General features: G+C 62.4%; 24 protein-coding genes. 11 read left to right on the top strand and 13 right to left on the bottom strand.

Features of this window, described 5'->3' with window-relative positions:
- Window position 1: 1 nt before the first annotated feature.
- The 7 genes from dacB to BMZ57_RS07665 all read right to left on the bottom strand — a co-directional run bounded on the left by dacB (window position 2) and on the right by BMZ57_RS07665 (window position 7582).
- Entirely contained in the window at window positions 2-1447 is a 1446-nt protein-coding gene (gene dacB / locus BMZ57_RS07695; protein WP_042571690.1) for a D-alanyl-D-alanine carboxypeptidase/D-alanyl-D-alanine endopeptidase, read from the bottom strand.
- A 51-nt stretch (window positions 1448-1498) separates the two neighbouring features.
- Window positions 1499-3931 carry a TonB-dependent siderophore receptor gene (locus BMZ57_RS07690; RefSeq protein WP_074900457.1) on the bottom strand — a complete coding sequence of 811 codons (2433 nt, stop codon included), beginning with the start codon at window positions 3929-3931 and terminating at the stop codon, window positions 1499-1501.
- A gap of 108 nt (window positions 3932-4039) precedes the next feature.
- Complete coding sequence (locus BMZ57_RS07685; protein WP_042571688.1) at window positions 4040-4975, bottom strand: glutathione S-transferase family protein; 936 nt, start codon at window positions 4973-4975, stop codon at window positions 4040-4042.
- Window positions 4976-5050: 75 nt separating this feature from the next.
- Window positions 5051-5326, bottom strand: coding sequence for a GIY-YIG nuclease family protein (locus BMZ57_RS07680; protein WP_010212929.1), 276 nt, complete (start codon window positions 5324-5326; stop codon window positions 5051-5053).
- 36 nt (window positions 5327-5362) lie between these two features.
- On the bottom strand, window positions 5363-5833 hold the full coding sequence (locus BMZ57_RS07675; protein ID WP_010212931.1) for a nuclear transport factor 2 family protein: 471 nt from the start codon (window positions 5831-5833) through the stop codon (window positions 5363-5365).
- Window positions 5834-5937: 104 nt separating this feature from the next.
- Complete coding sequence (locus BMZ57_RS07670; protein ID WP_029529239.1) at window positions 5938-6573, bottom strand: response regulator; 636 nt, start codon at window positions 6571-6573, stop codon at window positions 5938-5940.
- 181 nt (window positions 6574-6754) lie between these two features.
- The gene (locus BMZ57_RS07665; protein WP_010212934.1) at window positions 6755-7582 is read right to left on the bottom strand and encodes a response regulator; all 828 of its coding nucleotides are present in this window, start codon (window positions 7580-7582) and stop codon (window positions 6755-6757) included.
- A 417-nt stretch (window positions 7583-7999) separates the two neighbouring features.
- Between BMZ57_RS07665 and BMZ57_RS07660 the strand changes: the two genes are divergently transcribed.
- From BMZ57_RS07660 to BMZ57_RS07620, 9 genes are all read left to right on the top strand, one after another.
- Window positions 8000-8629 carry a DUF1120 domain-containing protein gene (locus BMZ57_RS07660; protein WP_069672380.1) on the top strand — a complete coding sequence of 210 codons (630 nt, stop codon included), beginning with the start codon at window positions 8000-8002 and terminating at the stop codon, window positions 8627-8629.
- A 41-nt stretch (window positions 8630-8670) separates the two neighbouring features.
- Entirely contained in the window at window positions 8671-9291 is a 621-nt protein-coding gene (locus tag BMZ57_RS07655; RefSeq protein WP_010212936.1) for a DUF1120 domain-containing protein, read from the top strand.
- A gap of 46 nt (window positions 9292-9337) precedes the next feature.
- A complete protein-coding gene (locus tag BMZ57_RS07650) occupies window positions 9338-9964 on the top strand; it encodes a DUF1120 domain-containing protein (RefSeq protein WP_069672381.1) in 627 nt (208 codons plus the stop codon).
- Between the two features lie 82 nt (window positions 9965-10046).
- Window positions 10047-10670 carry a DUF1120 domain-containing protein gene (locus BMZ57_RS07645; protein WP_044286668.1) on the top strand — a complete coding sequence of 208 codons (624 nt, stop codon included), beginning with the start codon at window positions 10047-10049 and terminating at the stop codon, window positions 10668-10670.
- A gap of 52 nt (window positions 10671-10722) precedes the next feature.
- A complete protein-coding gene (locus BMZ57_RS07640) occupies window positions 10723-11349 on the top strand; it encodes a DUF1120 domain-containing protein (RefSeq protein WP_069672382.1) in 627 nt (208 codons plus the stop codon).
- A gap of 79 nt (window positions 11350-11428) precedes the next feature.
- A complete protein-coding gene (locus BMZ57_RS07635; RefSeq protein ID WP_080923181.1) occupies window positions 11429-12151 on the top strand; it encodes a fimbria/pilus chaperone family protein in 723 nt (240 codons plus the stop codon).
- Between the two features lie 124 nt (window positions 12152-12275).
- Window positions 12276-14717: a fimbria/pilus outer membrane usher protein gene (locus BMZ57_RS07630; protein WP_069672383.1), complete on the top strand. Its 2442-nt coding sequence runs from the start codon at window positions 12276-12278 to the stop codon at window positions 14715-14717.
- A gap of 10 nt (window positions 14718-14727) precedes the next feature.
- Window positions 14728-15852, top strand: coding sequence for a DUF1120 domain-containing protein (locus BMZ57_RS07625; RefSeq protein WP_045791292.1), 1125 nt, complete (start codon window positions 14728-14730; stop codon window positions 15850-15852).
- Between the two features lie 17 nt (window positions 15853-15869).
- Window positions 15870-16508 carry a DUF1120 domain-containing protein gene (locus tag BMZ57_RS07620; protein ID WP_010212946.1) on the top strand — a complete coding sequence of 213 codons (639 nt, stop codon included), beginning with the start codon at window positions 15870-15872 and terminating at the stop codon, window positions 16506-16508.
- On the opposite strand, the gene BMZ57_RS07615 is transcribed toward BMZ57_RS07620, so the two are convergent.
- From BMZ57_RS07615 to BMZ57_RS07590, 6 genes are all read right to left on the bottom strand, one after another.
- A complete protein-coding gene (locus BMZ57_RS07615; protein ID WP_069672384.1) occupies window positions 16505-17770 on the bottom strand; it encodes a CynX/NimT family MFS transporter in 1266 nt (421 codons plus the stop codon). The genes BMZ57_RS07620 and BMZ57_RS07615 overlap by 4 nt on opposite strands.
- Window positions 17760-18419: a FadR/GntR family transcriptional regulator gene (locus tag BMZ57_RS07610; protein ID WP_010212949.1), complete on the bottom strand. Its 660-nt coding sequence runs from the start codon at window positions 18417-18419 to the stop codon at window positions 17760-17762. The genes BMZ57_RS07615 and BMZ57_RS07610 overlap by 11 nt, the downstream gene beginning before the upstream one ends.
- A 212-nt stretch (window positions 18420-18631) precedes the next feature.
- Complete coding sequence (locus BMZ57_RS07605) at window positions 18632-19396, bottom strand: amino acid ABC transporter ATP-binding protein (RefSeq protein WP_003171943.1); 765 nt, start codon at window positions 19394-19396, stop codon at window positions 18632-18634.
- Between the two features lie 11 nt (window positions 19397-19407).
- Window positions 19408-20505: an amino acid ABC transporter permease gene (locus BMZ57_RS07600; RefSeq protein ID WP_021491844.1), complete on the bottom strand. Its 1098-nt coding sequence runs from the start codon at window positions 20503-20505 to the stop codon at window positions 19408-19410.
- A 10-nt stretch (window positions 20506-20515) separates the two neighbouring features.
- Window positions 20516-21697 (bottom strand): amino acid ABC transporter permease, encoded by a 1182-nt coding sequence (locus BMZ57_RS07595; protein WP_010212953.1) that lies wholly within the window; start codon window positions 21695-21697, stop codon window positions 20516-20518.
- A 72-nt stretch (window positions 21698-21769) separates the two neighbouring features.
- Window positions 21770-22801: an amino acid ABC transporter substrate-binding protein gene (locus BMZ57_RS07590; protein WP_010212954.1), complete on the bottom strand. Its 1032-nt coding sequence runs from the start codon at window positions 22799-22801 to the stop codon at window positions 21770-21772.
- 346 nt (window positions 22802-23147) lie between these two features.
- Between BMZ57_RS07590 and BMZ57_RS07585 the strand changes: the two genes are divergently transcribed.
- Window positions 23148-23804 carry an alpha/beta hydrolase gene (locus tag BMZ57_RS07585; RefSeq protein ID WP_010212955.1) on the top strand — a complete coding sequence of 219 codons (657 nt, stop codon included), beginning with the start codon at window positions 23148-23150 and terminating at the stop codon, window positions 23802-23804.
- Between the two features lie 102 nt (window positions 23805-23906).
- The gene (rhlB, locus tag BMZ57_RS07580) at window positions 23907-25370 is read left to right on the top strand and encodes an ATP-dependent RNA helicase RhlB (RefSeq protein ID WP_010212956.1); all 1464 of its coding nucleotides are present in this window, start codon (window positions 23907-23909) and stop codon (window positions 25368-25370) included.
- The last annotated feature ends 5 nt before the right edge of the window (window positions 25371-25375 follow it).

Below are 25375 nucleotides of genomic sequence, written 5' to 3'. Positions count from 1 at the left end.
ACTAGTCGTGCCACTGGACCAGGGCCAGCGCCACGCGGTTTTCCAGGGCGCGGATCGGTGCGGCGGTACTCAGGTAGTTGTTGCTGATAATAGAAAACACCAGGCGCCGGCCCTGGGCGTCGGTGATGTAGCCGCTCAACGATGACACGCCGGCCATGGAGCCGGTCTTGGCATGCAGGTTATTTTCGGCCGGCGTCCCGCGCAGTCGATAACGCAGGCTGCCGCCGCTTATGCGATCGGTGTTACCGGCGATCGGCAAGGCGTTGTACCAGGCCTCGAACCAGGGTTGTTTGGCCGTCGCCAGCAGCAGATCGGTGAGGTTTTGCGACGACACCAGATTGCGCCGCGACAAGCCCGAACCATCGACCTGGCTCAGCGTCATCGGGTCCAAACCTTGGCGCCGCATAAAGTCTGCCACTGCCGCGACACCGGCCTGCGCCGTCCCTGCATTGGACGCCTTGCGGCCCATGGCCTTGAGGAAGGCTTCGGACATGTTGTTATTCGACAGTTTGAGCAGCGGTGTGAGCAGTGCCTGCAGCGGCGCCGATTGATGCTCGGCCAGCACCCTGGCCGTGACCGGGCTTGCGCCACCGATCACACGCCGCCCCAGCACCTGAATGCCCTGCTGCGCCAACGCCTGCTCAAACAGATTGGCCACCAGTTGCGTCGGCTCCCACACACTCACCCACTGTCGACTTTGCTTGCCCGGCGCCAGCGTGCCGGTGAGCTGCAACAGATTGGTGCCATGCTGGCGGGTGATGCCGTAGTTGTTGCCGGGGCCGCTGACAGCACGGTTGCTCAGTTGCACGTAGTCGGTAGACGGGCTCACCACCACGCTGACCGGTTGGCCAACCCCGCTAGGGGCCTTCGCCGTGACCAGCAACGTCCCCGCATCAAAATCCGTGTTCGGCGATACGGTCAACGCTGAAATCTGCGCACCGTAATAGGTACTTTCATCGTCGTGAGCCCAGTCCACACCCAGGCGCTCGGCGTCGAAAAAGGTATCGTCGAAAACCAGGTCGCCCTGGACCTGACGCACGCCTTGGGCTGCAAGCTGTGCCGCCAATGCCTGGTAATCAGCGAACTGCGTGGTCGGATCACCCAGGCCCTTGAGGTACAGGTTACCGGTGAGGCGCTCGCCTTGCAGCGTGCCATTACTCAGCAATTGGGTAGAAAAACGGTACTGCGGCCCCAGCACATCCATCGCCGCTGCGGTGGTGAGCAATTTGAGATTGGACGCGGGGATCAACCGTGTACGCGAGTTGTGTTGATAGAGCGTGCTACCGCTACGGGCATCACGCACCATCAGGGAAACAGTGGCGCCGTTGAGGGCCGGGTCAGCCAGGAGTTGCTCCAGGGTTGCCGGGGTGGAAGTCGGTGAAACACTCGCGCAACCACCCAGCAAAAAGCTCAAGCACAGCAGATGTAGCCATCGTCCAAAATGCATCAGTATCGTTTCCGCCAAGACATCAATGGCGGCAACGCTACCACAACCCCCTTAGAACTCCAGGGTGCTGGACACCGACACCTGCCGTGCATCGCCCATGGACACAAACAAGCGGCTGGCCGCCGAGGTGTAGTAGACGCGGTCGAACATGTTCTTCACGTTGAGCTGGAACTTGACCTTCTGCCCATCGATCTTGGTGTCGTAGGTGGCGAACGCATCCGCCACGGTATACCCCGGCAAGGTGAAATCGTTGGCCGCATCGCCTGCGCGTGCACCGACGTAACGTGCACCGGTCCCCACCCGCAACTGGTCGCCACCAAAGATGTTGCCGAAGTCATAGGCGACAGCCAACGAGCCGGTGTGCTTGGCGACGTTTTGCAGACGGTTGCCTTCCAGGGTCGGGTCCTTGTCCTTGACGTCCAGCGCATCGGTGTAAGCGTAGCTGCCGATCAGGCTCACCTTGTCGGTCAACTGCCCGGTAGCGTCGAGTTCCAGGCCACGGGAACGCACCTGGCCGGCAATGCTGTAGACGGTGTTGGCGCCTGAGCCAACAGAGACGAGCACGTTGCGCTTGTCGATATTGAACAACGCCGCGCTGGCGGTGATGCGTCCCGGAATGTCGAGCTTGGCCCCCAGTTCCCAGGACTTGGACTCCTCGGGCGTGAGGTCGCCGGTCAAGGTGCTGCCATCGGCCAAGGCGGCGATGGTGGAATTGGGTTTGAACGACTCGGTGTAGCTGCCGTAGAACGACAACTCATCGGTGTAGCGATACACCAGGCCCGCGCGCGGCACCCAGGCCTGGCCGTTGCCGTTGGTGTTGGCCTTGAACGGTACGCCTTTGCCGGCGTATTGGTCATACATCTGGTAGCGCGCGCCGGCGACAAAAATCCACTGTTCGTTCAGGTGGATGGCGTCCTGGAAGAACAACGAATCGCTGCGCAGCAGGTCGGTCTGGGCACTGTCGGCGGGGCTGACGGTCGTGCCCGCCACTTCGTTGCCGTACACCGGATTGTTGTAGTTGAAGCTGGTGGCGCGCGAACTCTGGCGGATCAGGTCGGCGCGGTAGATCTTGCGGTACTCGTCATCCAGGCCGAACACCACATCGTTTTGCAGGCCGAACACATTGACTTTGCCTTCCAGACTCGCCGTGGCGAAGCGGTCCGTAGTGATCGCGCCCTGGGTGCCGTCCATCTTGCGGGTCAGCGTGCCGTTGGCGTTCACCGCACTCACACGCACTTGACTGGCGTCGTAGGTCTCGCGGTTCCAGCTGTAGCCGAAATGGGCTTTCCAATCATCGTTCAGGTCATGATCGGCTTCGAAGCGGTACAGGTCGGAACGGCCTTCCATGTTGTTGAAAGGTTCATCCAGACGGCGTGTGGCTGGGATGTCCAGCGGGTGATTGGTCTTGGGATCGATGGCGGTGCCACGGTCGAACGGCGTGAGAAATTCGCGGTGTTCGTAGGCAAACAGCAATTGGGTGCTGTCACCGTACCAGGCCAGGGACGGCGCGATCAGGCTCTCACGGTGCGTGCCGAAGTTGCGCCAGTAATCTTCGTCTTCATGGTCGACGATCAGCCGGTAGGCCAAGCCGCTGTCGCCAATCGGGCCGGTGGTGTCGAGGCTGCCGCCGCTGCCGTTCTTGCCGTCACCAAAGGTAGAGCCGCGCACGGTCAGGGCAGTGGAGCGCATCAGCTCCGGCTTTTTGCTGACGATGTTCACCACGCCGCCCGGGTCCTGAATACCGTACAGCAGCGACGACGGGCCCTTGAGCACTTCGACGCGCTCGGCCGTAGCATTCAGCGCGCGCCCCTGCACGATGGGCATGCCATCGCGCATGATCGAACCGTTACGGTTGTCGCCGAAGCCCCGCAGCATCACGGCGTCCTGGGTGCTGGCCAAGGTATTGGCCTGGGTGATGCCGCTGATGTTGGCGAGGGCGTCATCCAGATTACGCGGGGTCTGGTCACGCAGTACTTGGGCAGGCACCACGTTGACGGTTTGCGGGGTTTCCAGCAGCAGCGCGTGGGAGCGCATCACCGAACTGGTGGGCGGTGGCTGGTAGCTGGTGCTGTCCTCGACTTGCTGGCCGACACCGCTGATGGTGGTTGCGCCGAGGTTGACCGCGCCCTCCGTCGGCACCGGCTCAAGCGCCAGGGTGCGGGCATCGATCTGACGGAAGGTGAAGCCGGTGTTGCTCAGCAGCCGTTGCAGGGCCTGGGTCGCGCTCATTTGCCCGCTGACCGCCGGGGCACTGAGGCCGTAGGGCGCTTCATCGGTGTAGATCACGCTGATGCCGGTGACGCGGCTGAAATCGCTCAAGGCCTGGGGCAGCGGCTTGGCCGTCAGGGCGAAGTTGAACCGGGCGCTTTGCTGCTCCTGCGCCTGCGCCTGCGCCACACTCAAGGGCAGCAGCGCCAGCCCCGATACCGCCAATACCGAGGCTCCCAGCCACTGTTTAACCCAACCGCCCGCCGTCGACTTCATGCTGTGAGAACCCGTGTAGAAAACGCTGTTAATGCGAATAGATCGCAGTTTCAAGCACTACACGGATGGGCCGTGGATTTACCTCACTTTTATTTGCAACTTTTTTGTTTATTGCGCCTGGATGCAAAACCCCATGCGCGGGAAATGCACATGCAAGGTGCCGCCACGTTCGTCGGTACGGCGCAGGATCAGCTCTTCGCGCCCGGCGAACAGCAGTTCCCCAGCGACCGGGTCGGTGCCGTAGTCGGTGGCGGAAATGGTCACCTGCTGGCCGGCCTTGAAGCCGTTCAAGTCCTCGAACACTTCTTCAGGCAAAACAGCCGGTGCAGCGTTACGCGATACCTCCAAGGCTTGCTCGGCGCTCATCTGGATAGAGGTACCATGGCCGAACCCCAGCACACGGTCCAGCCAGGCAGCGACGGTCGGATAGGCGTCCACCAACGGCGACGTCACTGAAGAGCCTTTGAGGAACCACAGTGGGTGGGCCAGGGCAAAGTCGGCAATCGACGGCTCGCCGAACAGGAAATCCTCCGCCGGGTGCTGCAACTGCTGATGGATGCGATGGATGATCGTCGGCCACTGGTGCTTGGCCTGGTCCAATTGCACACGGGTTGCGGTGCCGCCGCTGAACAGCTTGCTGCGATCCGCCACCAACACCTGGATCATTTCCGGCGGCACCTTGGCAAATTTCACCGCCAGGGATTCCGGCTGGAACACCAGCGCCACAGCATGGGAAAACACCACCGAGTCCGCCCAGGCCGCGAAGCCTTGAGTGACCAGTTCCAGGCCTTGGGGGAACAGTGCCGGCGCAGACTTTTCCTGCTCCAGGCGACGGGCAATCAAGGCGGTGTCACAGTAGATATCTGCGCCGACCTGCAACACCGGGGTCTTGCGATAACCGCCGGTGAGGGCTGTCAGGTCAGGCTTGGGCATGACGGGCGAGATATGCACCGAGTGCCAGGACAATCCCTTGAAACCCAGAAGCAGGCGGGCTTTTTCAGCAAAGGGGGACTGCGGGTAATGGTGGAGGATTAACTCAGACATGCCAGGCTCCGCGCTAGAAATGAACCGCTAGCTTAGCCTGCAACCACAGGAAACGGGGCGATGGGAACCCATCAGTCAAATCAATGAGCCACTGGCCGCCAGGCACTCCTTGGCGCTCTTCTTCAACTTCTTGATCAGGCGTTCCTGGCGCAGCGCTTCGCCCTTGGACGCGCATTGCTCGGTGTACACCAACGCCACGGCAGGGCTCGACAAAAAGAACCGGGCGCCCTTGCCGCTCTGGTGCGAGGCAAAGCGGCGCACCGGGTCATTGCTGATGCCGCAATACAGGGAACCATTGGCGGCGCGCACCAGGTAGACGAACCAGGGTTTGGGTGCGGAAGGATCAGTCACGGGCGATGTCTGCAAACCAGAGGAACGCTAATCTTATCAACGACCGGCCTGGAATGCCTTCAACCCTTTGAGCGCCTGGGCGCGCACGGCGTTTTTCAGCGCAGGCGACCAGCCCAGCAGCAGGCCTTTCAAGCCCAGGGCCTGGCGCGACCAACGCCACAGATCGAAGTGGTCGTGGTGCTCGCAGATTTTGCCATCGCGAAACACGAACCGCGCACCGATGTCGTTGACCACCGTATTGCCGGTGGCGCTGAACAGGTACGTCGCTACCCAATGCGCACTGCCGGTGCTGTCATCGCTGCGCACATGGTCGAAGGTCAGGGAGAAGTCCTTGGCGCGGGTGGTGAGCATGCGCCACATATCCCCGGCATCGCGGCCACGCAGCTCGCCAAAGGCCGGGTCGCTGAACACCACGTCGTCGGTGTAGCAGGCGGCCATGGCTTCGGCGTCCAGGCGCTGGAAGGCGCTGTAGAACTCGGTGATCAGGGCGTTATGGGCATCACTCATGGGCAGGGTCCGCTGGCGTCGAAAAGATAGCCGCACGATAAGCCGCCGGCAGCGCCAAGGCTAGCAACATTCGCCGCGCAAATGGGCGGCTTGCCGCGCCGGGCTCAGGGCACCATGCCGCTGCTGCGGGCATAGGCGAACAGATCCACATCGGTAGAAATGCACAGCCGGTTCATCGCCGTGCTTTTCTGCTTGCTGATGGTCGAAATGCTGCGGTTGACCCGCGCCGCGATCTGGCTGACGGTCATACCGCTGGCGAGCATGCGCACCACTTCGCGCTCCTTGCAGGACAACTGCGGCACGGCTTGCTGGTTACCCGTCCCGGCCTCCGCCAGTTGCGCACGCAAACATTCGCTGACGAAGGTGCGCCCTTCACTGACGGCGGCAATCGCCAGCGGCAGTTCACGGGCCGACGCGCTTTTGGCCAGGACCGCCCGGGCCCCCTGGGCAAACGATTCGCGCAAGGTGGCGACACTGGCAAACATGGTTACCAGAATCACCGGCAAGTCCGGATGCCGGCGCTGCATCAGGCCCAGCAAGCTATAACCGTCGGCTTGCTGGTTACCCGGCATGGCAAAGTCCGTGACCAGGATGTCGCACGGCGTGCTGTCCACCAGCGCCAGCAACTGATCCGGACCGTCGGCCTCGGCAACGACTTTGCATCGGCCATTGGCTTCTATCACCACTTTCTGCCCGATACGCACAATGGGATGATCGTCAGCAATAATTACGCGAAGCATGAGCACCACCATGATGGCAACTTGAATCCGCGCAAAATACTCCCGGATCGGATCAGCAACAACCGCCCCTGAAAGCAGTAATGGCAGATAGCCCAGCAATCCCTGGAAACAGGATTTTGCCCTACAGAAAAAAAGGAAATACCCCACTCCGAAGACCTACAACACACATCAGCATGAACTGTCATCCATTTCCTAACGCCGACAAATAGTTCAAATACCCGATCAAGTCGCTGCGCAATGCGAGCAAGCGCGGAAGGTGCATGGCCACGCCGTCGCGGTTGATCGCTTCGATCAACAGGTGACCGCGCTTTTCCAGCGGTGTGGCACCGAAGAATGCCACGCTGCCGATCAAGCGGTGCAGGTGCTCGACCGTTGCCTGCGCGTGCAGGCCGTCGGTGGCTTGTGCCAGCGCATGCAGATCGATCTCGGCTTCGTACACCAGGCTCGCCAGGATGCCGGGCAACGCCTCCGGGCATCCGAACAGTTGACCCAGCCGTGCGCGACTCGGCCAGCGCCCTTCGACCGCCACCATCGGCTGCACCGCCTCGCTGATACGTGGGCCGGGCAGCCAGTCGCCGAGCACCTGGCGCAGTTGTTGGAAAGTCACCGGTTTGTCCAGCCAGGCATCCATGCCGGCGGCCTGGCACTGCTGGATTTCATGCGCGCCCAGCTTGCCGGTGAACGCGATGACCGGCACGCCCTGCGTTCCGGCGCGCTGTTCGCGGCGGCGCAGTTCGCGCGTCATGGCAAAGCCGTCCATCACCGGCATTTGGCAGTCGCTGAAAATCAGGTCGACACAGGTAACGTCCAGAAACGCCAGCGCGGCCTGGCCATGTGCGCACACTTCAAAAGCCAGCCCCAGCCGCTCGAACATGGCGCCCATCAGCAGGCAGTATGCGGGGTGATCGTCCACCAACAACACTTTGAGCTCACGCCAATGCACGGTCGACGGGGGCTGCGCGACCCGGTCATCCCCTGCTTGGTCGCCTGGGATAGGGTCTGAAGACATGACTACCTCAACTTCAAAAAGCGCGCGGCGCCGGAATCGGCAACCTCAACGGCTGGCACACCATCCACCGACGGAGGGGCCGCGGTTCAAGCGCTGACGCTCAGACCTGTTCGAATGTGCTGTGGAAAAACTATCGGCCGGAACGCTAGTTGAATGAGCGCGCTGAAGCGATACAACAACTACGAAATCCTTAAATTTCCTACACACACTAAAACGAGTTCCGACAAGTCGATTGGGCGTGTGCGACACCCGTTCATTGTCGTATTTGTTGTATTTGCCAGACGCCTTCCCCCCGATAAATTGCCCGGCATCCCCTAAGCGGGACGCGACCGGCCACTCCAGGCGTTCGCCACCTCGTTGCCGACGCGTCCTCCCTTGACCCCTCGGCAATCAGCTTTGCACTGGAAGCTCGATCACATGAAAAAGCCCTTAGCCGCCCTCACCGCCGCCGTCGCCCTTGTCTGCAGCGGCATGACGTTTGCCGCCAGCACCGTGGAACTGGCGGTCGTTGGCGTGATTACCCCGAGTGCCTGCACACCGACGTTGTCCGGCAATGGCCTGGTGGATCACGGCAAGCTCTCGGCCAAAGACCTGAACCTCACCACGGCGACCAACCTGCCCACCGCCCGGCTGCAATTCAACGTCGACTGCGAAGCCCAGACCCTGTTTGCGCTGCGCACCATCGACAACCGCGCCGGGTCGTCGACCAGCAGCTACGGTTACGGCCTGGGCTTGATCAACAACCTGCAAAAAATCGGCACGTTCTGGATTTCCCTCAGGAGCCCGGTGGCCGACAACGTCGCCGCCGAGCCCATCGAGTCATTGGACGGCGTGAGCTGGCGCCCCATCGACGATGTGATGTGGCAGAGCCAGTACCTGGCGGCGTTCGGCGACGGTTCGACGGGGCAAAACCGTAAGCCGATCCCGCTCAAAAACGTGATCGTCGACCTGTTGGTCGACACCCAGATCGCCGCCGCCAACAGCCTGGACCTGAGCAATGAAGTGCTGATCGACGGCTCCACCACGATCGAAGTCAAGTACCTGTGACCCATCCACTCAGGACATTACCCAGAGAGGTTGTTCGTTCCATGGATAAATATGTCCCAGCGCTGCTGGCGAGCCTGTTACTGGCCACTGTGCCCAGCGCCTTGGCTGGCAGCCAAACCGACCTGCGCGTGACCGGCGCGATCACGCCCAAAGCCTGTATCACGGGCTTGTCGAACGACGGCGTGATCGACCACGGCAAAGTCACCGTGCGCGACCTCAACCCGGACCGACACACGCTGTTGCCCCCCAATTCCCTGCACCTGAGCGTGCAATGCGAGGGCTCGACGCTCTTTGCCTTGACCACCATCGACAACCGTCAAGGCACCGCGGTGATTCCCAACCATCACGGCCTGGGCACGACGTCCCAAGGCGAGAACCTGGGCAGCGTGTCCCTGGCTTTGAGCAACCCGGTGGCGGATGAGGCGGCCGCGCGCACCATCGTGTCACTGGATGGCGGCACCAGTTGGGCCGCCGGAACCCAGCTGAGCCACCTCAACCTGCTCGCGGCTGCTTCGGCCGACAACACCACCCGGCCCATGGCGGTGACGCGTTTCGACGCGGACGTTGCGCTCTACACCCGGATCGCCCGCGCCGACGGCCTGACCCTGACCGATGAAGCCCCCCTCGACGGGCACGTGACCGTCGAGGTGCGTTACCTGTAACCCCTGCACCCCCTGTATGCCTATCCTTCCCTGGAGCTTTACCCGCATGAAAAAGTTACTCCACACCAGCGTTGCCGGTCTGTTGATCGCCAGCGCATTACCGGCACTCGCCGCGTCCACCGTGGACCTGACCGTCAAGGGCCTGATTGTGCCCTCGGCGTGTACGCCAAGCCTGTCGGCCAACACCGTCGACATGGGCCGGGTGTCGGTCAAGGACCTTAATCAGGAAAGCCGCACCCTGCTGAACCCGAGCACCTTGTCGCTGAGCGTCGACTGCGAGGCCGCGACGATGTTCGCCATGAAGGCCACCGACAACCGCACTGATTCCAGTGCCAACGCCGGCGAGTTTGGTATCGGCAAGACCGCCGCCGGCGAACCGATCGGCGGCTACGGTCTGTTTCTCGACAACGCCGTGGCCGACGCGGTCGCCGTCCAAACCATTGTTTCTTACAACGGCGGCACCACCTGGTTCACTCATTATGAAGACGACCTTTGGCAATCCACGAGTCTGATCTCGATCAAGGCAATCGGTACGGCGTCAACACCCATCCCGGCCAAGAACACGCTGATGGCGCTTTCCGTCAACCCGTTCATCCACCCGGCAAAGAACGTGACCATCAGCGAAGACACCGCGATCGATGGTTTGGCCACCATCGAAGTCAAGTACCTGTAACGCCACTGCCCTTCCCGAAGCCCGTATCGCCGTTCACCTGTATGGGCTGGGCATGCCCCCTTTCCCTGGAGCTTTACCCGTGATGAAAAAACTACTCAGCACCAGCGTTGCCGGCCTGTTGATCGCCAGCGCATTCCCGGCATTCGCCGCATCCACCGTCGACCTGAGCGTCAAGGGCCTGATCGTACCCTCGGCGTGTACGCCAAGCCTGTCGGCCACCACCGTCGACGTCGGCCGGATTTCGGTCAAAGACCTGAACCCGGAGGCGTCAACCTGGCTGACCCCGGCCACCCTGCAATTGGGCATCGACTGCGAGGCACCGACACTGTTTGCCATGCAGACCACTGACAACCGGGCAGACTCCGGTGACATCGGCCGATATGGCATCGGCAAGACGCTCGCGGGTGAGCGTATCGGTGGTTACATCATGCTCCTCGACAAAGGGGTCGCCGACGGGGCTGCCGTCACACATATCTTCTCGATGGACAACGGCGCCAGTTGGGGCACCCATGATCCGGACACTAACTGGTCAAAAAACCTCATTATTTCAATCCGCGACCCCAACGCAGGGCGCATCCCTGTCGCGGCCAAGAACACTGCGATGGAGCTCGCGGTAAGGCCGTTCATCCTGGCGGCAAAGAACCTGACGCTCACAGACGATACCCCGATTGATGGCTCGGTCACGATCCAAGTCAAGTACCTGTAACGCCGCCTGAGCCGATGCCCGTACCACCGTTCAACACCAGGTAACTTACGCCATGAACCTGCTTATTCGCTTGCCGGCCCTCGCCTCGCTGTTGCTGACGACGCCCTTGGCCTTCGCCCTCTCGACTGTGGAGTTGGACGTCAACGGGCGAATAACCCCCAGCGCCTGCACCGTATCGTTGTCGGACAACGGCCTTGTCGACCACGGCAGGATCCTCGCGACGACACTGCACCCCAGTGAGTACACCGTGCTGCCGAATCAGCAAATGGGCTTGAGCATCAGTTGCGAAGGACCGGTGTTGTTCGCTCTGGTGGGCATCGACAACAAACGCGAGTCATCGCTGGCGCCGGACTACTTCTATGGGCTGGGCATGAACCCCCACGCCCCCGACGAACGCCTCGGCTCGGTCAGCCTGTCATTGCGCGGGCCGGTTGGCGATTCGCAGTTGATGCAGACCCTGACCTCATCCGACCAGGGCGCCACCTGGAAACCCGAGCCTTACGTGTACCCCGGCCTGTTCATGGGCTTCGCCCACGCTGGCGATGCGTTGCCCGCGCCGATCCGGCTGCTGGTGGCCTCTCTGCGGGTCGACACCTCGATCAGCCCGGCCAACACCTTGACGCTCCACGAAGAGGTGCCCCTCGATGGCTCGATCACGCTGAACCTGCGTTACCTCTGACCCTGCGTCGTCAGCGCCCCGGTCACGTGCCGAGCACATGGCGGCCCCCTTGAAGCACCTTGTATTGAAGAGCCCTGTTATGAACCTGTTTCTTTCCGTTTGGCGTGCGATGCCGCGCCTCTGCTGCGTGGCACTGGCCGTCTTCGGCGCAACCGTCGCGCGTGCCGACGGCATGGTCCCGGACACCTCGGTGGTGATCGTCAACGAGGCCGACGGCGAGGCTACGGTCTCGGTCACCAACACCGACAACAAAATGGCCCTGCTGCACGTCACCCTCGAAAACATTCCCGAGGACAGCGACACCTTGCTGTTCGTGACCCCACCCCTGACCCGCGTCGAAGCGTCCAAGAGCCAGCTGGTGCGCTTCATCCTGCAAACCCAGGCGCCGCTGCAAACCCAGCGCCTCAAGCGCGCGATATTCGAAGGCATGCCCGCCCAACGCGACCCGGCCCAGGCCGGGCGCGCGCAAGTGGGCGTGACCGTACGCCAGAACCTGCCGGTGATCATTCATCCCAAGGGGCTGGCACCGAATCGCACACCGTGGCTGGGCCTGAGCTGGACCTTGAAGGCCGACCAACTCAGCGTCCACAACCCTACCCCGTATGTAGTGCGCCTGGCCCAGGAGCTGCAACTGCTGCCCGGCAATGCCTCGGCGATGCTGCCGCGCACCTATGTGCTGCCCGGCGAAACACTGACCATGACCGCCAGCGGCACCGGCACCGGCGCCACCCGCGTGCGCCTGCAACCGGCCACCGTGTATGGCTTTGCCGTCGAGCCCCACGACGCGCCCATAACCCTGTGATGCAACGGCGCCCAGGGATGCAACGGCGCCACGATAACGAAGTGGCCACCCACTGAAGGCCACCGGGAAGACCTGACGCGATAGGGAATCACGCCGGGTACTTCCATCATCCGAGTGCATTTGTGTGAACACAGTCATTCATTACCGTGACGGCAAAGCCGTGCCCGGCGTTTCACCACACCTCGCCTTGCTTGTGCTGACACTCAGCCTGGGGTTGCCGACAAACCTGGCCTGGGCACAGACGCCGTCGTCGAGCGATTCCTTTGACCCACAGACCCTGCTCCAGCGCGGCATCGACCCTGAACTCGCGAGCCTGCTGATGCAGGCCCCGCGGTTTACCCAAGGCCGCCACGCGCTCAACCTGACGGTCAACGGCCAGCGGCACGGGCGCGTCGATGTGAGCATCGATCAGCACGGCGCAACCTGCTTCGACCCGCCGCTGCTGAACGCCGCGCAGTTGGTGACGCCGTCTTCGGGCCCGGCCGAGGAAAGCCGTTGCTACGACTTTCTCCAGCAATACCCGCAAACCGTGATTGAGCATGACCCGGCCAACCTGAACCTGAACCTGGTGGTACCGACCCAGGCGCTGCGCCCGGTCACCCAGGACATTTCCGGCTATCAGACCGGCGGGTTTGCCGCGCTGCTCAACTACGACGTGACCGGTCTGTACAACCACTACGGCGACGACGCCAGCCGCTTCGGCTCGGCCAATACCGAGGTCGGCTTCAATGCCGGCGACTGGATCGTGCGCAGCCGCCAGGTGCAGACCTGGCAAGACAGCACCTCAAGCACCACCCACCTGGACGCCTACGCCCAGCGCACCTTCGCCAGCCACCAGGCGGTGTTGCAGGCCGGGCAGATCAACCTCTACAACCCGGTGCTCGCCGGGGCACAAATCACCGGCGTGCAAGTGCTCACCGAACAGGCCCTGCAAGATCAGAACCAGGGCGCGACCATCCATGGCATCGCCAATGGCCCGGCCCAGGTGGAAGTGCGCCAGAACGGCACGTTGATTCACTCCACGGTGGTGCCCGCCGGTCCGTTCAGCCTGAGCAATGTGCCGCGGCTGAATGGGCGCTCCGACGTCGAAGTCACGGTCAAGGAAAGCACCGGCGAGGAACGCCGGTTCACCGTGCCCGCCGCCATGCTCGGCCTGGGCCTGCCCGCGCCTGGTTACTCGGTGGCGGCCGGGCGGGTGCGCAATATCGGCGACGGCCCAGGCGCTGAACCCTGGGTGGTGAGTGCGGGCTGGAGCGCCTCGCCGCATCCGCAGGTCAGCTTCGGCAGCGGGCTGTTGGCGGCCGAGGATTATCGCTCGGCGGGCCTGAGCCTGGGGCTGTTGCCTTGGCAGGATAGCCAGGTGCAAGTCGCCGTGGTCGCCTCCGAAGCCTCGCGGCGCACCCAGGAGCGCGGTGTGCAGACCGACCTGTCGTGGTCGCAGAAACTGAGCGAGCGCTGGGCCTTCACGGCGGCCAATTCCTGGCGCACCTTGGGCTACCGCGACCTCAGCGAGTCGACCTACGTCGTCGACACCCGCGAGCAGCAACGCACGCGCTACCGCGACCAGCAGAGCGCCACCACCTCGTGGTCGCATCCGTGGCTGGGCGCCTTCAGCGCGGGGTTTTCGCGTTCGTCCTCGTTCCAGGGCGACAGCAGCAGCCGTGCCCTGGCGTCCTGGGGCACGCAAATCGCCGGCATGTCGGTGTCCGCCACCGCCGAATGGCACATGGGCGGGCGTCGCTATAACGACGACAGCCTGTACCTGACGGTCAGCCTGCCCCTGGGCGAAAGCCGCCGAGGCCGCGCGTGGGTGCGCAATTCCGGTGGCGAGCACCGCACCGGGCTTGGGCTCAACGAACAGATCAACGACCATTTGGCGTATCGGGTCGGCGTCGAACATGACACCCGCGACCGCGAGGTCGAGTCGTCCCTGGGCGTTTCGGCCCTGCCGTTCTACAGCCAGCTGGACTTCAACTACACCCGCTCCGACGCCGAACGCTCCAGCTACCAGGGCGGCGCACGCGGCGCGGTGGTGCTGCACGGCGACGGGTTGACGTTCTCGCCCTACCCGGTGCGCGACACCTTTGCCGTGCTGTCGGTGGGCGACATGGCCGGAATCAAGGTCAATACCCCCAGCGGCCCGGTGTGGACCGACTGGCAGGGTCAGGCCGTCGCGCCCCAGCTCAGCGCCTATGGGCGCAGCCCTCTGGAAGTGCAAACCCGCTCGCTGCCGCGCAATGCCGACATCCACAACGGGCTCGCGGTGGTCTCGGCAGGGCGCGGCGCGGTGGACCGCATCGAGTTCGGAGTGTCGCTCACCCGCCGCGCGCTGCTGACCCTGGACACCCCGATGCCACGCGGCTCGACCGTGACCACCGAGGACGGCGAGTTCATCACGCTGGTCCAGGAAGGCAACCAAGTGTTCTTGTCCGACGTGCTCGACACCCGTTCGCTTTGGATCAAGGCCGCCGATCAGCCGCGCTGCCACTTGCGCTTTGAACTGCCGGCCAAGGCCGACCCCCACGTGTATTTCGAAACCGCCCCGGCCCGCTGCCAGCGGCCTTGAGGAACGCCCCATGAAACGTCACCACTGCCTGGCAGCCCTGCTGCTGTGTACCGGCACCGCCCTGGCCCAGGACGACTGCCGCCTGGACCTGAGCGAATCGCGCCTGGATTTTGGCCTGATGAACCGCGCCATTGCGTCAACGCCGACCGCCGAGCGACTGCTCGGTGAACGACGCCTGTCCTTGACCCTCAACTGCCCGGAAACCGCCGACATGAGCCTGTTCTACCGCGCTCTGGCCGCCGGCACCGAGCGTTTGCGCTTCACCGACGGTGGCAGTTACCGCGTGCAAGTGCATGACGCCGTGCTCGATGGCCGCGCGGTGCAACTGGGCCTGCTCGCCGGCCCCGGCCAGGCGCCCGCCCAGGTGGCGGCGAGCCTGACTTGGCGCGCCGACCATGGCATCGTCCCGCTGCACGACGGCCAGCCCGTCGCCGGGCGCAGTTTTTCTGCACAACTGCAGGTCAATGCCTGGGCCCGGGAAGAGGCGTTTCGGGTGCGCGATGCCGAGACCTGGGACGCCTCGGCGCTGGTCGATGCCCCCGCGTCCGGACGCTCGCGCGAGCTGCATCTGCAAGCGCGCTTCGCGCCAGCGGCCTGCACGCCCACCCTGGCCAACAACGGCACGGTGGACTTTGGCAAGTTGTCGGTCAGCGATTTGCGTCGCGACAAAGACACCGCCCTGCCCGCCCGCGCGTTGGGTCTCACGGTCAGCTGTGACGGCCCGACCCCGTTTGCCCTGGTCATGCACGACAACCGCGCCGGCTCAGCCACCGGCGGCATCGATGAAACCGCCTACGGCCTGGGCCTGGATGCACGCGGGCAGAAAATCGGCCGCTATTACCTGTTGGTCGACCCCGCCCAGGCCAGCGCCGACAACCTGCCACAGCTGTATCGCACCGACTCCACCACCGGCGGCGCCGCCTGGAGCAACGCCAGCGCCAGCACAATTCCCCTGGGCGCACGCAGCCTCCTGGGGTTTACCGCCACAACCGGCAGCACAGAAGGCCCGACGGCCCTGCAAAACCTCAGCGCGCTACTCAGCCTGAAAGCCTTTGTCGCGCCGCTCGACAGCCTGGACCTGAGCAGTGAAGTGCGGCTCGACGGTTCGGCGACCCTGGAAATCACCTACTTCTAAGCACCTCGGAGGCTCCCATGATTACTCGCTACCTGATCCTCGTACCCCTGCTGTTCAGCCAACCGGCGCAGGCCGCCGCTGTCGACCTGAACGTCAACGGCACAATCACCCCGGCGTCCTGTGTGCCGAGCCTGTCGGACAACGGGCAGGTGGACTTCGGCAAGATCGCCCAGCAAGACCTCAACCTCACGACGGGCACGCGGCTGCCGCTCAAGTCCCTGGGCCTGACGGTGACCTGCAACGGCCCGGTGCGTTACGCATTGCGCATGCGCGACAACCGCGACGGCACCGCCTACGTCAACAGCGAGATTTATTACGGATTGGGCCTGGACAACAGCGCGAACAAGATCGGCGTGTACTCAGTGACGTTCGATCCAACGCTGACCGTGGTGGACGCCGTGGCCGAGGTCTACGGCACCGAATCCACCACCGGCGGCCTGGCCTGGCGCACGGCCAACCGCAACCCGATCGACGTGGGCGCCAAAAGCCTGCTGGGCTTCACCGATACTGCGGGCAGCACCGCCGGCCCCATGGCGATCCAGAACCTGACCAGCACGCTGACCCTGGAGACGGTGATCAACGCCAAACAGAATCTGGACCTGAGTACCGACATCCTCATGGACGGTTCGGCGACCCTGGAGGTGGTGTACCTCTAGACTTTTTCGCTGCACACGCCGACGTACTTGGCCCGCCCCGCACCGAGACCGGCGACGATGGCGCCCAGGCCGATCACCGCGAAAACCCAGCCGGTGGCGGCCCAGCCACCGGTCCAATCGTGAATCAGGCCCACCGCGAGCGGGCCAAGGGACGCCAGGGTGTAACCGATACCTTGGGCCATGCCCGACAGGTTGGCGGCGACGTGGGCATCCCGCGAACGCAGCACGATCAAGGTCAGCGCAAGGCTGAACGTGCCGCCCTGCCCCAGGCCCAGCAGGATCGCCCAGCCCCACAGCCCGTCGAGCGGCGCATACAGGCAGCCCATCAGCCCGCCGAGGGTCAGCAGCATCACCACCACGATGGCCAGGCGCTGGTCCTTGCCGCGCGTGGCCAGCCACGGCGCGGTGAGGGCGCTGAGCAGTTGCACGATGATCGAACCGGACAGCGCCAGCCCGGCGTCGGTGGCGCTCAGGCCGCGGTCGATGAGGATCGACGGCACCCAGCCGAACACGATGTAGGCCAGGGACGATTGCAGGCCCATGTACAAGGTCACTTGCCAGGCCAGCGGATCACGCAGCAAGCCCTTCACCCGGTAGGCAACGCGATGCGCGCCATGCTTGTGCCCGATTTGCGGCAACCAGCACAACGCGGCCAGCAACGCCGGCAGCATCCAGAAGCCCAACCCGATGCTCCAACGGTGGCCGAAGTAGTCGCTCAAGGGCACCGAGGCCCCCGCCGCCAACGCCGCGCCCAGGCACAGCGCCATGGTGTAGACCCCGGTCATGGTGCCCGCCTGTCTGGCGAAGTCGCGCTTGACGATACCGGGCAACAACACGCCGATGATGCCGATGCTGGCGCCGGCGATCAGGCTGCCAACAAACAAGCCGACTTCTCCGAACGCACTGCGCAGCACAATACCGCCGGCCAGCATCAGCAAAATCCCCAGCACCACCCGCTCGGCGCCGAAACGCCGGGCAAGGATCGGCGCCAGCGGCGCGAACAGACCCAGGCACAGCACCGGCAAGGTGGTCAGCAAACCGGCCCTGGCCGCCGACAACCCCAGGCTGCTGGAAACCTCACTGAGTAGCGGCGACAGGCTCGACAGGGCCGGGCGCAGGTTCAGCGCCACCAGCACCAGGCCCAGCAGCAATAGCCACGGCCGGCTCACTGGCGGGGGGCTGTGCTGGACCTCATCGTCATCGGCCTCGGCGTCAATCAGCAGTTGTTCCAACTCAGGCGTGCGTGGGGCATCAGGGTTCATTGATCAACTGCCGGCAAAGGGATTTGGCGCGCTCCGCATCTTGCTGTGCGACGGCATCAAGCAGGGCGGTGTGCAGGTCGAACACCGCTTGGCGGCGCGGCGAGAGGTTCAGGGTCTGGCGCAGTTGCGCGCCGATGATGCTGGAAAAGTATTGGTACAACTCGCTCAACGCCGGGTTGTGCGCCGCGTCCACCAACTGTTGGTGGAATACCAGATCGGCGCTGATGTAGGCCTCCAGTTCCCCGTGGTACAGCGCGGCGCTGGTGTCGAGCGCCGCGCGCAACCGATGCAGGTCTTGCTCGGTACGACGCAGGGCGGCCAGGCCGATGGCCTCCACTTCCAGGATCTGCCGCGTCTCCTGCGCCTGCTCCAGAGTGCAATGGGACAACGCGCGCATGGCGCCCAGCGGGTCGGTCATCGAGCGCAGGTAACTGCCGTCGCCCTGACGGATCTCGATCAAGCCGGAAAACGCCAATACGCGCATGGCTTCGCGCACGGTATTGCGGCTGATGCCCAACTCTGCGGAAAGCTCGGGCTCGGTGGGCAGGCGCTCGCCGATGGCCCATATGCCCTGGCTGATGCGCTGGCGCAGTTGCTCCAGGGCCTGGTCGACCAGAGAGCGTTTGATCAGGGGGGCGATGTCTGTCATAGGATTTTGCGCTTTCGTCCCATCATAGGATGAATTTTCCTACAGCCTATTCGGACTGACCTACAAAGGCAACGCACTAGGGGTTCTTAGGTAGGAAAAAGGAGCGGTATTTTCGATTGACGCACAACAACTCGCCCTACAAGCCTCCTGAAAATTTTCAGCAGGCAAAAATAAACCCGGCACTTGGCCGGGTTTATTTTTTCAGACATCGATCAATGCAAAATCTGGCTCAAGAACAACTTGGTCCGGTCATTCTGCGGGTTGTCGAAGAAGTCATTTGGCGCCGCCTGTTCCACGATCTCGCCCTTGTCCATGAAGATCACACGGTTGGCCACGGTGCGCGCAAAGCCCATTTCGTGGGTCACGCACAACATGGTCATGCCGTCTTCAGCCAGACCGATCATGGTGTCCAGAACTTCCTTCACCATTTCCGGATCGAGTGCCGAAGTCGGCTCATCGAACAGCATGATTTTCGGCTTCATGCACAGTGCACGGGCAATCGCCACACGCTGTTGCTGGCCGCCAGAGAGCTGGCCCGGAAACTTGTGCGCCTGCTCCGGGATGCGCACGCGCTCCAGGTAGTGCATGGCGATTTCCTCGGCCTTGCGCTTAGGCATCTTGCGCACCCACATCGGCGCCAGCGTGCAGTTCTGCAGGATGGTCAGGTGTGGGAACAGGTTGAAGTGCTGGAACACCATACCCACTTCACGGCGGATCGCTTCGATCTGCTTGAGGTCGTTGGTCAGCTCCACGCCATCGACCACGATGCGGCCCTGCTGGTGCTCTTCCAGACGGTTGAGGCAGCGGATGGTGGTGGACTTGCCCGAACCCGACGGGCCGCACAGCACGATACGCTCGCCTTGCTTGACGTTGAGGTTGATGTCTTTCAACACGTGGAACTGGCCGTACCACTTGTTGACGCCCTGCATCTGGATAATGCCTTCAGGGCTCACAGGCTGTTTGATCGCTTCGCTCATAACATCAACTCCTAACGCTTGTGGCCAGTGTCGAGCTTGTGTTCCAAATGAATGGAATAGCGCGACATACCAAAACAGAAAATCCAGAACACCAGGGCCGCGAACACGTAGCCTTCAGTGGCCATGCCCAACCATTTCGGGTCGGCGGCGGCTTGTTTGACGCTGTTGAGCAGGTCGAACAGGCCGATGATGATCACCAGGCTGGTGTCCTTGAACAACGCGATAAAGGTGTTAACGATGCCGGGGATCACCATCTTCAGGGCTTGCGGCAGAATCACCAGGCCCATCGAACGCCAGTAGCCGAGGCCCATCGCAGCGGCCGCTTCGTACTGACCTTTGGGAATCGCCTGCAAGCCACCGCGCACCACTTCAGCCACGTAGGCCGACTGGAACAGGATCACGCCGATCAGCGCCCGCAGCAGTTTGTCGATGCCCATGCCTTCCGGCAGGAACAACGGCAGCATCACCGAGGACATGAACAGCACAGTGATCAACGGTACACCGCGCCAGAACTCGATGAAGGTCACGCAGACCACCCGAATCGCCGGCATGTTCGAGCGCCGCCCCAACGCGAGCATGATGCCCAGCGGCAAGGCGCCGGCGATGCCGACAGTGGCGATTACCAGGGTCAGCATCAGGCCGCCCCATTGGCTGGTCGCCACGTTGGTCAGGCCAAACGCCCCGCCGTGTAGCAGGAAGAACGCGATGATCGGGTACAGCACCAGGAAACCCAGGCCGTAGACCGCCTTGCGCTGGAAACGCGAGATAAACAACGGCGCCACACCGACGATGGCCAGCCACACGGTCAGGTCCACGCGCCAGCGCAGGTCGCCGGGGTAGTAGCCGTACATGAACTGCCCGAAGCGCTGTTGGATAAACACCCAGCAGGCGCCCTCTTTGGTGCAATCGGCACGCGTGGTGCCAACCCAGTTGGCGTCGATGATCGCCCAGCTCAGGATCGGCGGCACCACCAGGTAGATCAGGTAGAACGCCAACAGCGTCAGCAGGGTGTTGAGCCAGCTGGAAAACAGGTTGGCGCGCATCCATGCCATCGGCCCGAACACTTTGTTCGGCGGCGGCATATCCGGTTTGAAAGTATGTGAACTCATGGGCGTTTCCTCACCGCTCGATCAGCGCAATGCGCTTGTTGTACCAGTTCATCAGCAGGGAAATGCTGATGCTGATCGCCAGGTACACGCTCATGGTGATGGCAATGACTTCGATGGCCTGGCCGGTCTGGTTGAGCACCGTGCCGGCAAACAACGAAACCATTTCCGGGTAACCGATACCGGCTGCCAGCGACGAGTTTTTCGCCAGGTTCAGGTATTGGCTGGTCAGCGGGGGAATGATCACCCGCAGGGCCTGCGGAATGATGACCTTGCGCAGCGTCGGCCCAGGGCGCAGGCCCAGTGAGCGCGCGGCTTCGGTCTGGCCGTGGCTGACGGACTTGATACCCGAACGCACGATCTCGGCGATAAACGCTGCCGTGTACACGGTAAGCGCCAGGGTCAATGCCAGCAGTTCAGGGATCAGTACCCAGCCGCCGACAAAGTTGAAACCTTGCAGCTTGGGCATTTCCCAGTGCAGCGGTGCACCGAAGATCAAGGCGCACAACGCCGGGATCACGATGAACAACGCCAGGCCCGCCCAGAACTTATGGAACGGTACGCCGGTGGCTTCAAAGCGCTTGTTGGCCCAACGCGCCATCAGCACGATTGCCACGATGGCAACCACGATGCTGACCACAAATGGCCAGAAACCGTCAGCGGCAATCGCTGCCGGCATGTTCAGGCCACGGCTGCTGACAAAGAAGGTGTCGCCGAAGTTGTGGCTGTTGCGTGGCCCCGGCATGGTCAGGAACACCGCGAAGTACCAGAACAGGATTTGCAGCAGCGGCGGGATGTTGCGGAACACTTCCACATACACGGTCGCCAGCTTGTTGATCATCCAGTTCGGCGACAACCGCGCCACGCCGATGACGAACCCGAGCAGCGTCGCCAGGATCACGCCGATAAAAGTCACCAGCAAGGTGTTGAGCAAACCGATCACAAACACCCGGGCATAACTGTCCGATTCGGTGTAGTCGATCAAATGCTGCGCGATGCCGAAGCCGGCACTGCGTTCAAGAAAGTCGAAACCCGAGGTAATGCCTCGGTGCTGAAGGTTGGTCTGGGTGTTGTTGAAGAGGTACCAGCCCAGCGAGACCACCGCCACAATCGTGATGATCTGGAAGAGCCACGCACGCAATTTGGGATCGCTGAAGCTGAGCTTCTGCTTGGGTGCGCCGATTTGTTTTTGCATGAAATGCCCCGAAAATAATGGAACAGAACATCACCCGGCGGTTGGCCCACCGGGTGACAGAACCATCAGCGATCAGCGCACAGGGGGTGCGTATTGAATGCCGCCGTTGTTCCACAGCGCGTTCAGGCCACGGTCGATTTCCAGCGGGGTGCTCTTGCCCAGGTTGCGCTCAAACACTTCACCGTAGTTACCGACTTGCTTGACGATCTGTACGACCCAGTCTTTCTTCACTTTCAGGTCTTTGCCGTATTCGCCGTCAGCACCGAGCAGACGTGCAACGTCCGGGTTCTTGGTGGACTTGGCTTCAGCTTCAACGTTTTTCGAAGTGATGCCGGCTTCTTCAGCGTTGAGCATGGCGTAGCCAACCCAGCGCACGATGGCCAGCCACTCGTCGTCGCCGTTACGCACGACGGGGCCCAATGGCTCTTTGGAAATGGTTTCCGGCAGTACCACGTAGTCTTTCGGTGCGGCCAGCTTGCTGCGCTGGGCGAACAGTTGGGACTTGTCGGAGGTCAGCACGTCGCAACGCCCGGACTCCAGCGACTTGGCGCTTTCGTCGGAGGTATCGAAGGTGATCGGGGTGTATTTCAGGTTGTTGCCGCGGAAGTAGTCGGAAACGTTCAGCTCAGTGGTGGTACCGGCCTGGATGCAGATGGTTGCACCGTCCAGCTCTTTGGCACTTTTCACGCCCAGCTTGTTGTTTACCAGGAAGCCGATGCCATCGTAATAAGTGATGAAGCCTGGGAATTTCAAGCCCATGCCGGCGTCGCGGGAGCTGGTCATGGTCGTGTTACGGGACAGAATGTCGACTTCGCCGGACTGAAGCGCGGTGAAACGCTCCTTGGCATTCAACTGGCTGAATTTGACCTTGGTAGCGTCGCCGAAAACGGCAGCGGCCACGGCGCGGCACACATCAGCGTCGATCCCGAGGATCTTGCCGCTGGCATCCGGCACCGAGAAACCCGGCAGGCCGTCACTCACGCCACATTGCACAAAGCCTTTCTTCTGCACGGCATCCAGAGTGGCGCCGGCTTGGGCGAAACCGCTGACACCCAGAACGGCCGCCGCGGAAACGATGGCCAGGGTGGATTTCAATACCTTCATTCAAACCTCCAGTTTGCTCTTGTTGTGTCGGAGCTCGAACCTCAGCGCACCCTTATGAGGCGATATCGACCCGTGTTGGCTTTTTTTAGGGTCAAGCGGCATGAAGTTGTCGCAGTAATTCCAGCTTGTTTCCTACAAGCGGCATGCACTGATAGTGTTACCGCTTGAGGAAAGTTCTGACATCGACCTACACGTAGCAAGGCGCGTACCAGAGTGCTGGCTGAGCCGTTTCAGCCCATGATCAAGTGCAAAAGATTCAACCTTGCGACATTCTCTTAACAGATCGACAAGCCACGCACCGTTCCGTCGCACTTAATCGGAGCGCACGCACATTAATGGAGCAGACATGACCGACCCCTTGATTCTTCAGCCCGCCAAGCCCGCAGATGCCTGCGTAATCTGGTTGCATGGCCTGGGTGCCGATCGCTACGACTTCCTGCCGGTGGCCGAGGCGCTACAAGAAAGCTTGCTGACCACTCGCTTCGTTTTGCCTCAGGCACCGACCCGTCCGGTGACGATCAACGGGGGCTATGAAATGCCCAGTTGGTACGACATCAAGGCCATGAGCCCGGCCCGTTCGATCAGCCTGGAAGAACTGGAAGCATCATCAAAAATGGTCACGGACCTGATCGAAGCGCAGAAGAGAACCGGAATAGACGCTTCGCGAATTTTCCTCGCCGGTTTTTCCCAGGGCGGCGCCGTGGTTTTCCACACCGCATTCCTGAACTGGGAAGGTCCCTTGGGTGGCGTGATCGCCCTCTCCACCTATGCCCCTACGTTCAGCGACGAGCTGGAATTATCAGCCAGCCAACAGCGCATTCCCGCCCTGTGCCTGCACGGCCAGTACGACGATGTGGTACAGAACGCCATGGGCCGCAGCGCTTACGAGCATTTGAAAACCCGTGGTGTCACCGTGACATGGCAGGAATACCCAATGGGCCACGAAGTGTTACCCGAGGAGATACGCGATATCGGTGCCTGGTTGACCGTTCGCCTGGGCTGAAAACCACAGTTTATGTAGCTGTATGACAGACGCACTACGCCGCGCCCGATTCTTGCATTACACTGGCCGGCGTACATTCCTTAACCAATTAATGAGATCACCGTGCTCAAAGCACTCAAGAAGATGTTCGGCAAAAGCGAGGCTGAGCCGCTCGCGCCTGATTCCAGTGCTCCTGCTCCGACAGCCGGTAGCCGCAATGACGGCAAACAGCCCGCACGGCACGCACCGGCTGCCCAGCCAAAGAAGCCAACGGTGACACCGCCTGAACAGGCAAAGCCGGTTGAACCCGCTGCCGCGCCAGTGGCACCGAAGCCACGTCGCGAACGTGCGCCAACGCCGCCGGTGATCCCATGGAAACTCGAAGACTTCGTCGTCGAGCCGCAGGAAGGCAAGACGCGCTTCCACGATTTCAAATTGGCGCCTGAACTGATGCACGCCATCCAGGACCTGGGATTCCCGTACTGCACACCGATCCAAGCGCAGGTGCTGGGCTTCACCCTGGCCGGCAAAGACGCCATCGGTCGCGCACAGACCGGCACCGGCAAGACCGCCGCGTTCCTGATCTCGATCATTACCCAGTTGCTGCAGACGCCGCCGCCGAAAGAACGCTACATGGGTGAGCCGCGCGCGCTGATCATCGCCCCGACCCGGGAGCTGGTGGTACAGATTGCCAAGGACGCCGCAGACCTGACCAAGTACACCGGCCTTAACGTAATGACGTTCGTCGGCGGCATGGACTTCGATAAACAGCTCAAGCACCTCGAAGCCCGTCACTGCGACATTCTGGTAGCCACGCCGGGCCGACTGCTGGACTTCAACCAGCGCGGCGACGTGCACCTGGACATGGTAGAAGTGATGGTACTGGACGAAGCCGACCGCATGCTCGACATGGGTTTCATCCCACAAGTGCGTCAGATCATTCGCCAGACCCCGCCGAAATCCGAGCGTCAGACCCTGCTGTTCTCCGCGACCTTCACCGAGGACGTGATGAACCTCGCCAAGCAGTGGACCACCGACCCGTCCATCGTCGAGATCGAAGCGGAAAACGTCGCCAGCGAGAACGTCGAGCAACACATCTATGCCGTGGCCGGTGCCGACAAGTACAAGCTGCTCTACAACCTGGTCAACGACAACGGTTGGGAGCGCGTGATGGTGTTTGCCAACCGCAAGGACGAAGTGCGCCGCATCGAAGAACGCCTGGTGCGTGACGGCGTCAACGCTGCGCAACTGTCGGGCGATGTGCCACAGCACAAGCGCATCAAGACCCTCGAAGGCTTCCGCGAAGGCAAGATCCGCGTGCTGGTGGCCACCGACGTGGCCGGTCGCGGGATTCACATCGATGGCATCAGCCATGTGATCAACTTCACCCTGCCGGAAGTGCCGGACGATTACGTACACCGTATCGGCCGTACCGGTCGTGCCGGGGCGGCGGGTGTATCGATCAGCTTTGCCGGGGAAGATGACTCGTATCAGTTGCCGTCGATCGAGACGCTGCTGGGGCGCAAGATCAGCTGTGAAACGCCGCCGACGCACCTGTTGCGCCCTGTCGAGCGCAAACGCCCGTAAGCCTG

The sequence above is a fragment of the Pseudomonas simiae genome (assembly GCF_900111895.1).
GTDB classification, from domain to species: Bacteria; Pseudomonadota; Gammaproteobacteria; order Pseudomonadales; family Pseudomonadaceae; genus Aquipseudomonas; species Aquipseudomonas simiae.
Note: the sequence above shows the minus strand (reverse complement) of the source record. Positions and strands in the feature narration are given on the sequence as shown.

Bases quoted from the DNA above. Each gene is read 5' to 3' on its own strand.
- BMZ57_RS07675 (WP_010212931.1), bottom strand. From the start codon at position 5,833: ATGAGTGATGCCCATAACGCCCTGATCACCGAGTTCTACAGCGCCTTC.
- BMZ57_RS07625 (WP_045791292.1), top strand. From the start codon at position 14,728: ATGAAACGTCACCACTGCCTGGCAGCCCTGCTGCTGTGTACCGGCACC.
- BMZ57_RS07645 (WP_044286668.1), top strand. From the start codon at position 10,047: ATGAAAAAACTACTCAGCACCAGCGTTGCCGGCCTGTTGATCGCCAGC.
- BMZ57_RS07600 (WP_021491844.1), bottom strand. From the start codon at position 20,505: ATGAGTTCACATACTTTCAAACCGGATATGCCGCCGCCGAACAAAGTG.
- dacB (WP_042571690.1), bottom strand. From the start codon at position 1,447: ATGCATTTTGGACGATGGCTACATCTGCTGTGCTTGAGCTTTTTGCTG.
- BMZ57_RS07685 (WP_042571688.1), bottom strand. From the start codon at position 4,975: ATGTCTGAGTTAATCCTCCACCATTACCCGCAGTCCCCCTTTGCTGAA.
- BMZ57_RS07690 (WP_074900457.1), bottom strand. From the start codon at position 3,931: ATGAAGTCGACGGCGGGCGGTTGGGTTAAACAGTGGCTGGGAGCCTCG.
- BMZ57_RS07640 (WP_069672382.1), top strand. From the start codon at position 10,723: ATGAACCTGCTTATTCGCTTGCCGGCCCTCGCCTCGCTGTTGCTGACG.
- BMZ57_RS07590 (WP_010212954.1), bottom strand. From the start codon at position 22,801: ATGAAGGTATTGAAATCCACCCTGGCCATCGTTTCCGCGGCGGCCGTT.
- BMZ57_RS07615 (WP_069672384.1), bottom strand. From the start codon at position 17,770: ATGAACCCTGATGCCCCACGCACGCCTGAGTTGGAACAACTGCTGATT.
- BMZ57_RS07635 (WP_080923181.1), top strand. From the start codon at position 11,429: ATGAACCTGTTTCTTTCCGTTTGGCGTGCGATGCCGCGCCTCTGCTGC.
- BMZ57_RS07585 (WP_010212955.1), top strand. From the start codon at position 23,148: ATGACCGACCCCTTGATTCTTCAGCCCGCCAAGCCCGCAGATGCCTGC.
- BMZ57_RS07620 (WP_010212946.1), top strand. From the start codon at position 15,870: ATGATTACTCGCTACCTGATCCTCGTACCCCTGCTGTTCAGCCAACCG.
- BMZ57_RS07610 (WP_010212949.1), bottom strand. From the start codon at position 18,419: ATGACAGACATCGCCCCCCTGATCAAACGCTCTCTGGTCGACCAGGCC.
- BMZ57_RS07660 (WP_069672380.1), top strand. From the start codon at position 8,000: ATGAAAAAGCCCTTAGCCGCCCTCACCGCCGCCGTCGCCCTTGTCTGC.
- BMZ57_RS07605 (WP_003171943.1), bottom strand. From the start codon at position 19,396: ATGAGCGAAGCGATCAAACAGCCTGTGAGCCCTGAAGGCATTATCCAG.
- BMZ57_RS07650 (WP_069672381.1), top strand. From the start codon at position 9,338: ATGAAAAAGTTACTCCACACCAGCGTTGCCGGTCTGTTGATCGCCAGC.
- BMZ57_RS07655 (WP_010212936.1), top strand. From the start codon at position 8,671: ATGGATAAATATGTCCCAGCGCTGCTGGCGAGCCTGTTACTGGCCACT.
- BMZ57_RS07670 (WP_029529239.1), bottom strand. From the start codon at position 6,573: ATGCTTCGCGTAATTATTGCTGACGATCATCCCATTGTGCGTATCGGG.
- BMZ57_RS07665 (WP_010212934.1), bottom strand. From the start codon at position 7,582: ATGTCTTCAGACCCTATCCCAGGCGACCAAGCAGGGGATGACCGGGTC.
- BMZ57_RS07595 (WP_010212953.1), bottom strand. From the start codon at position 21,697: ATGCAAAAACAAATCGGCGCACCCAAGCAGAAGCTCAGCTTCAGCGAT.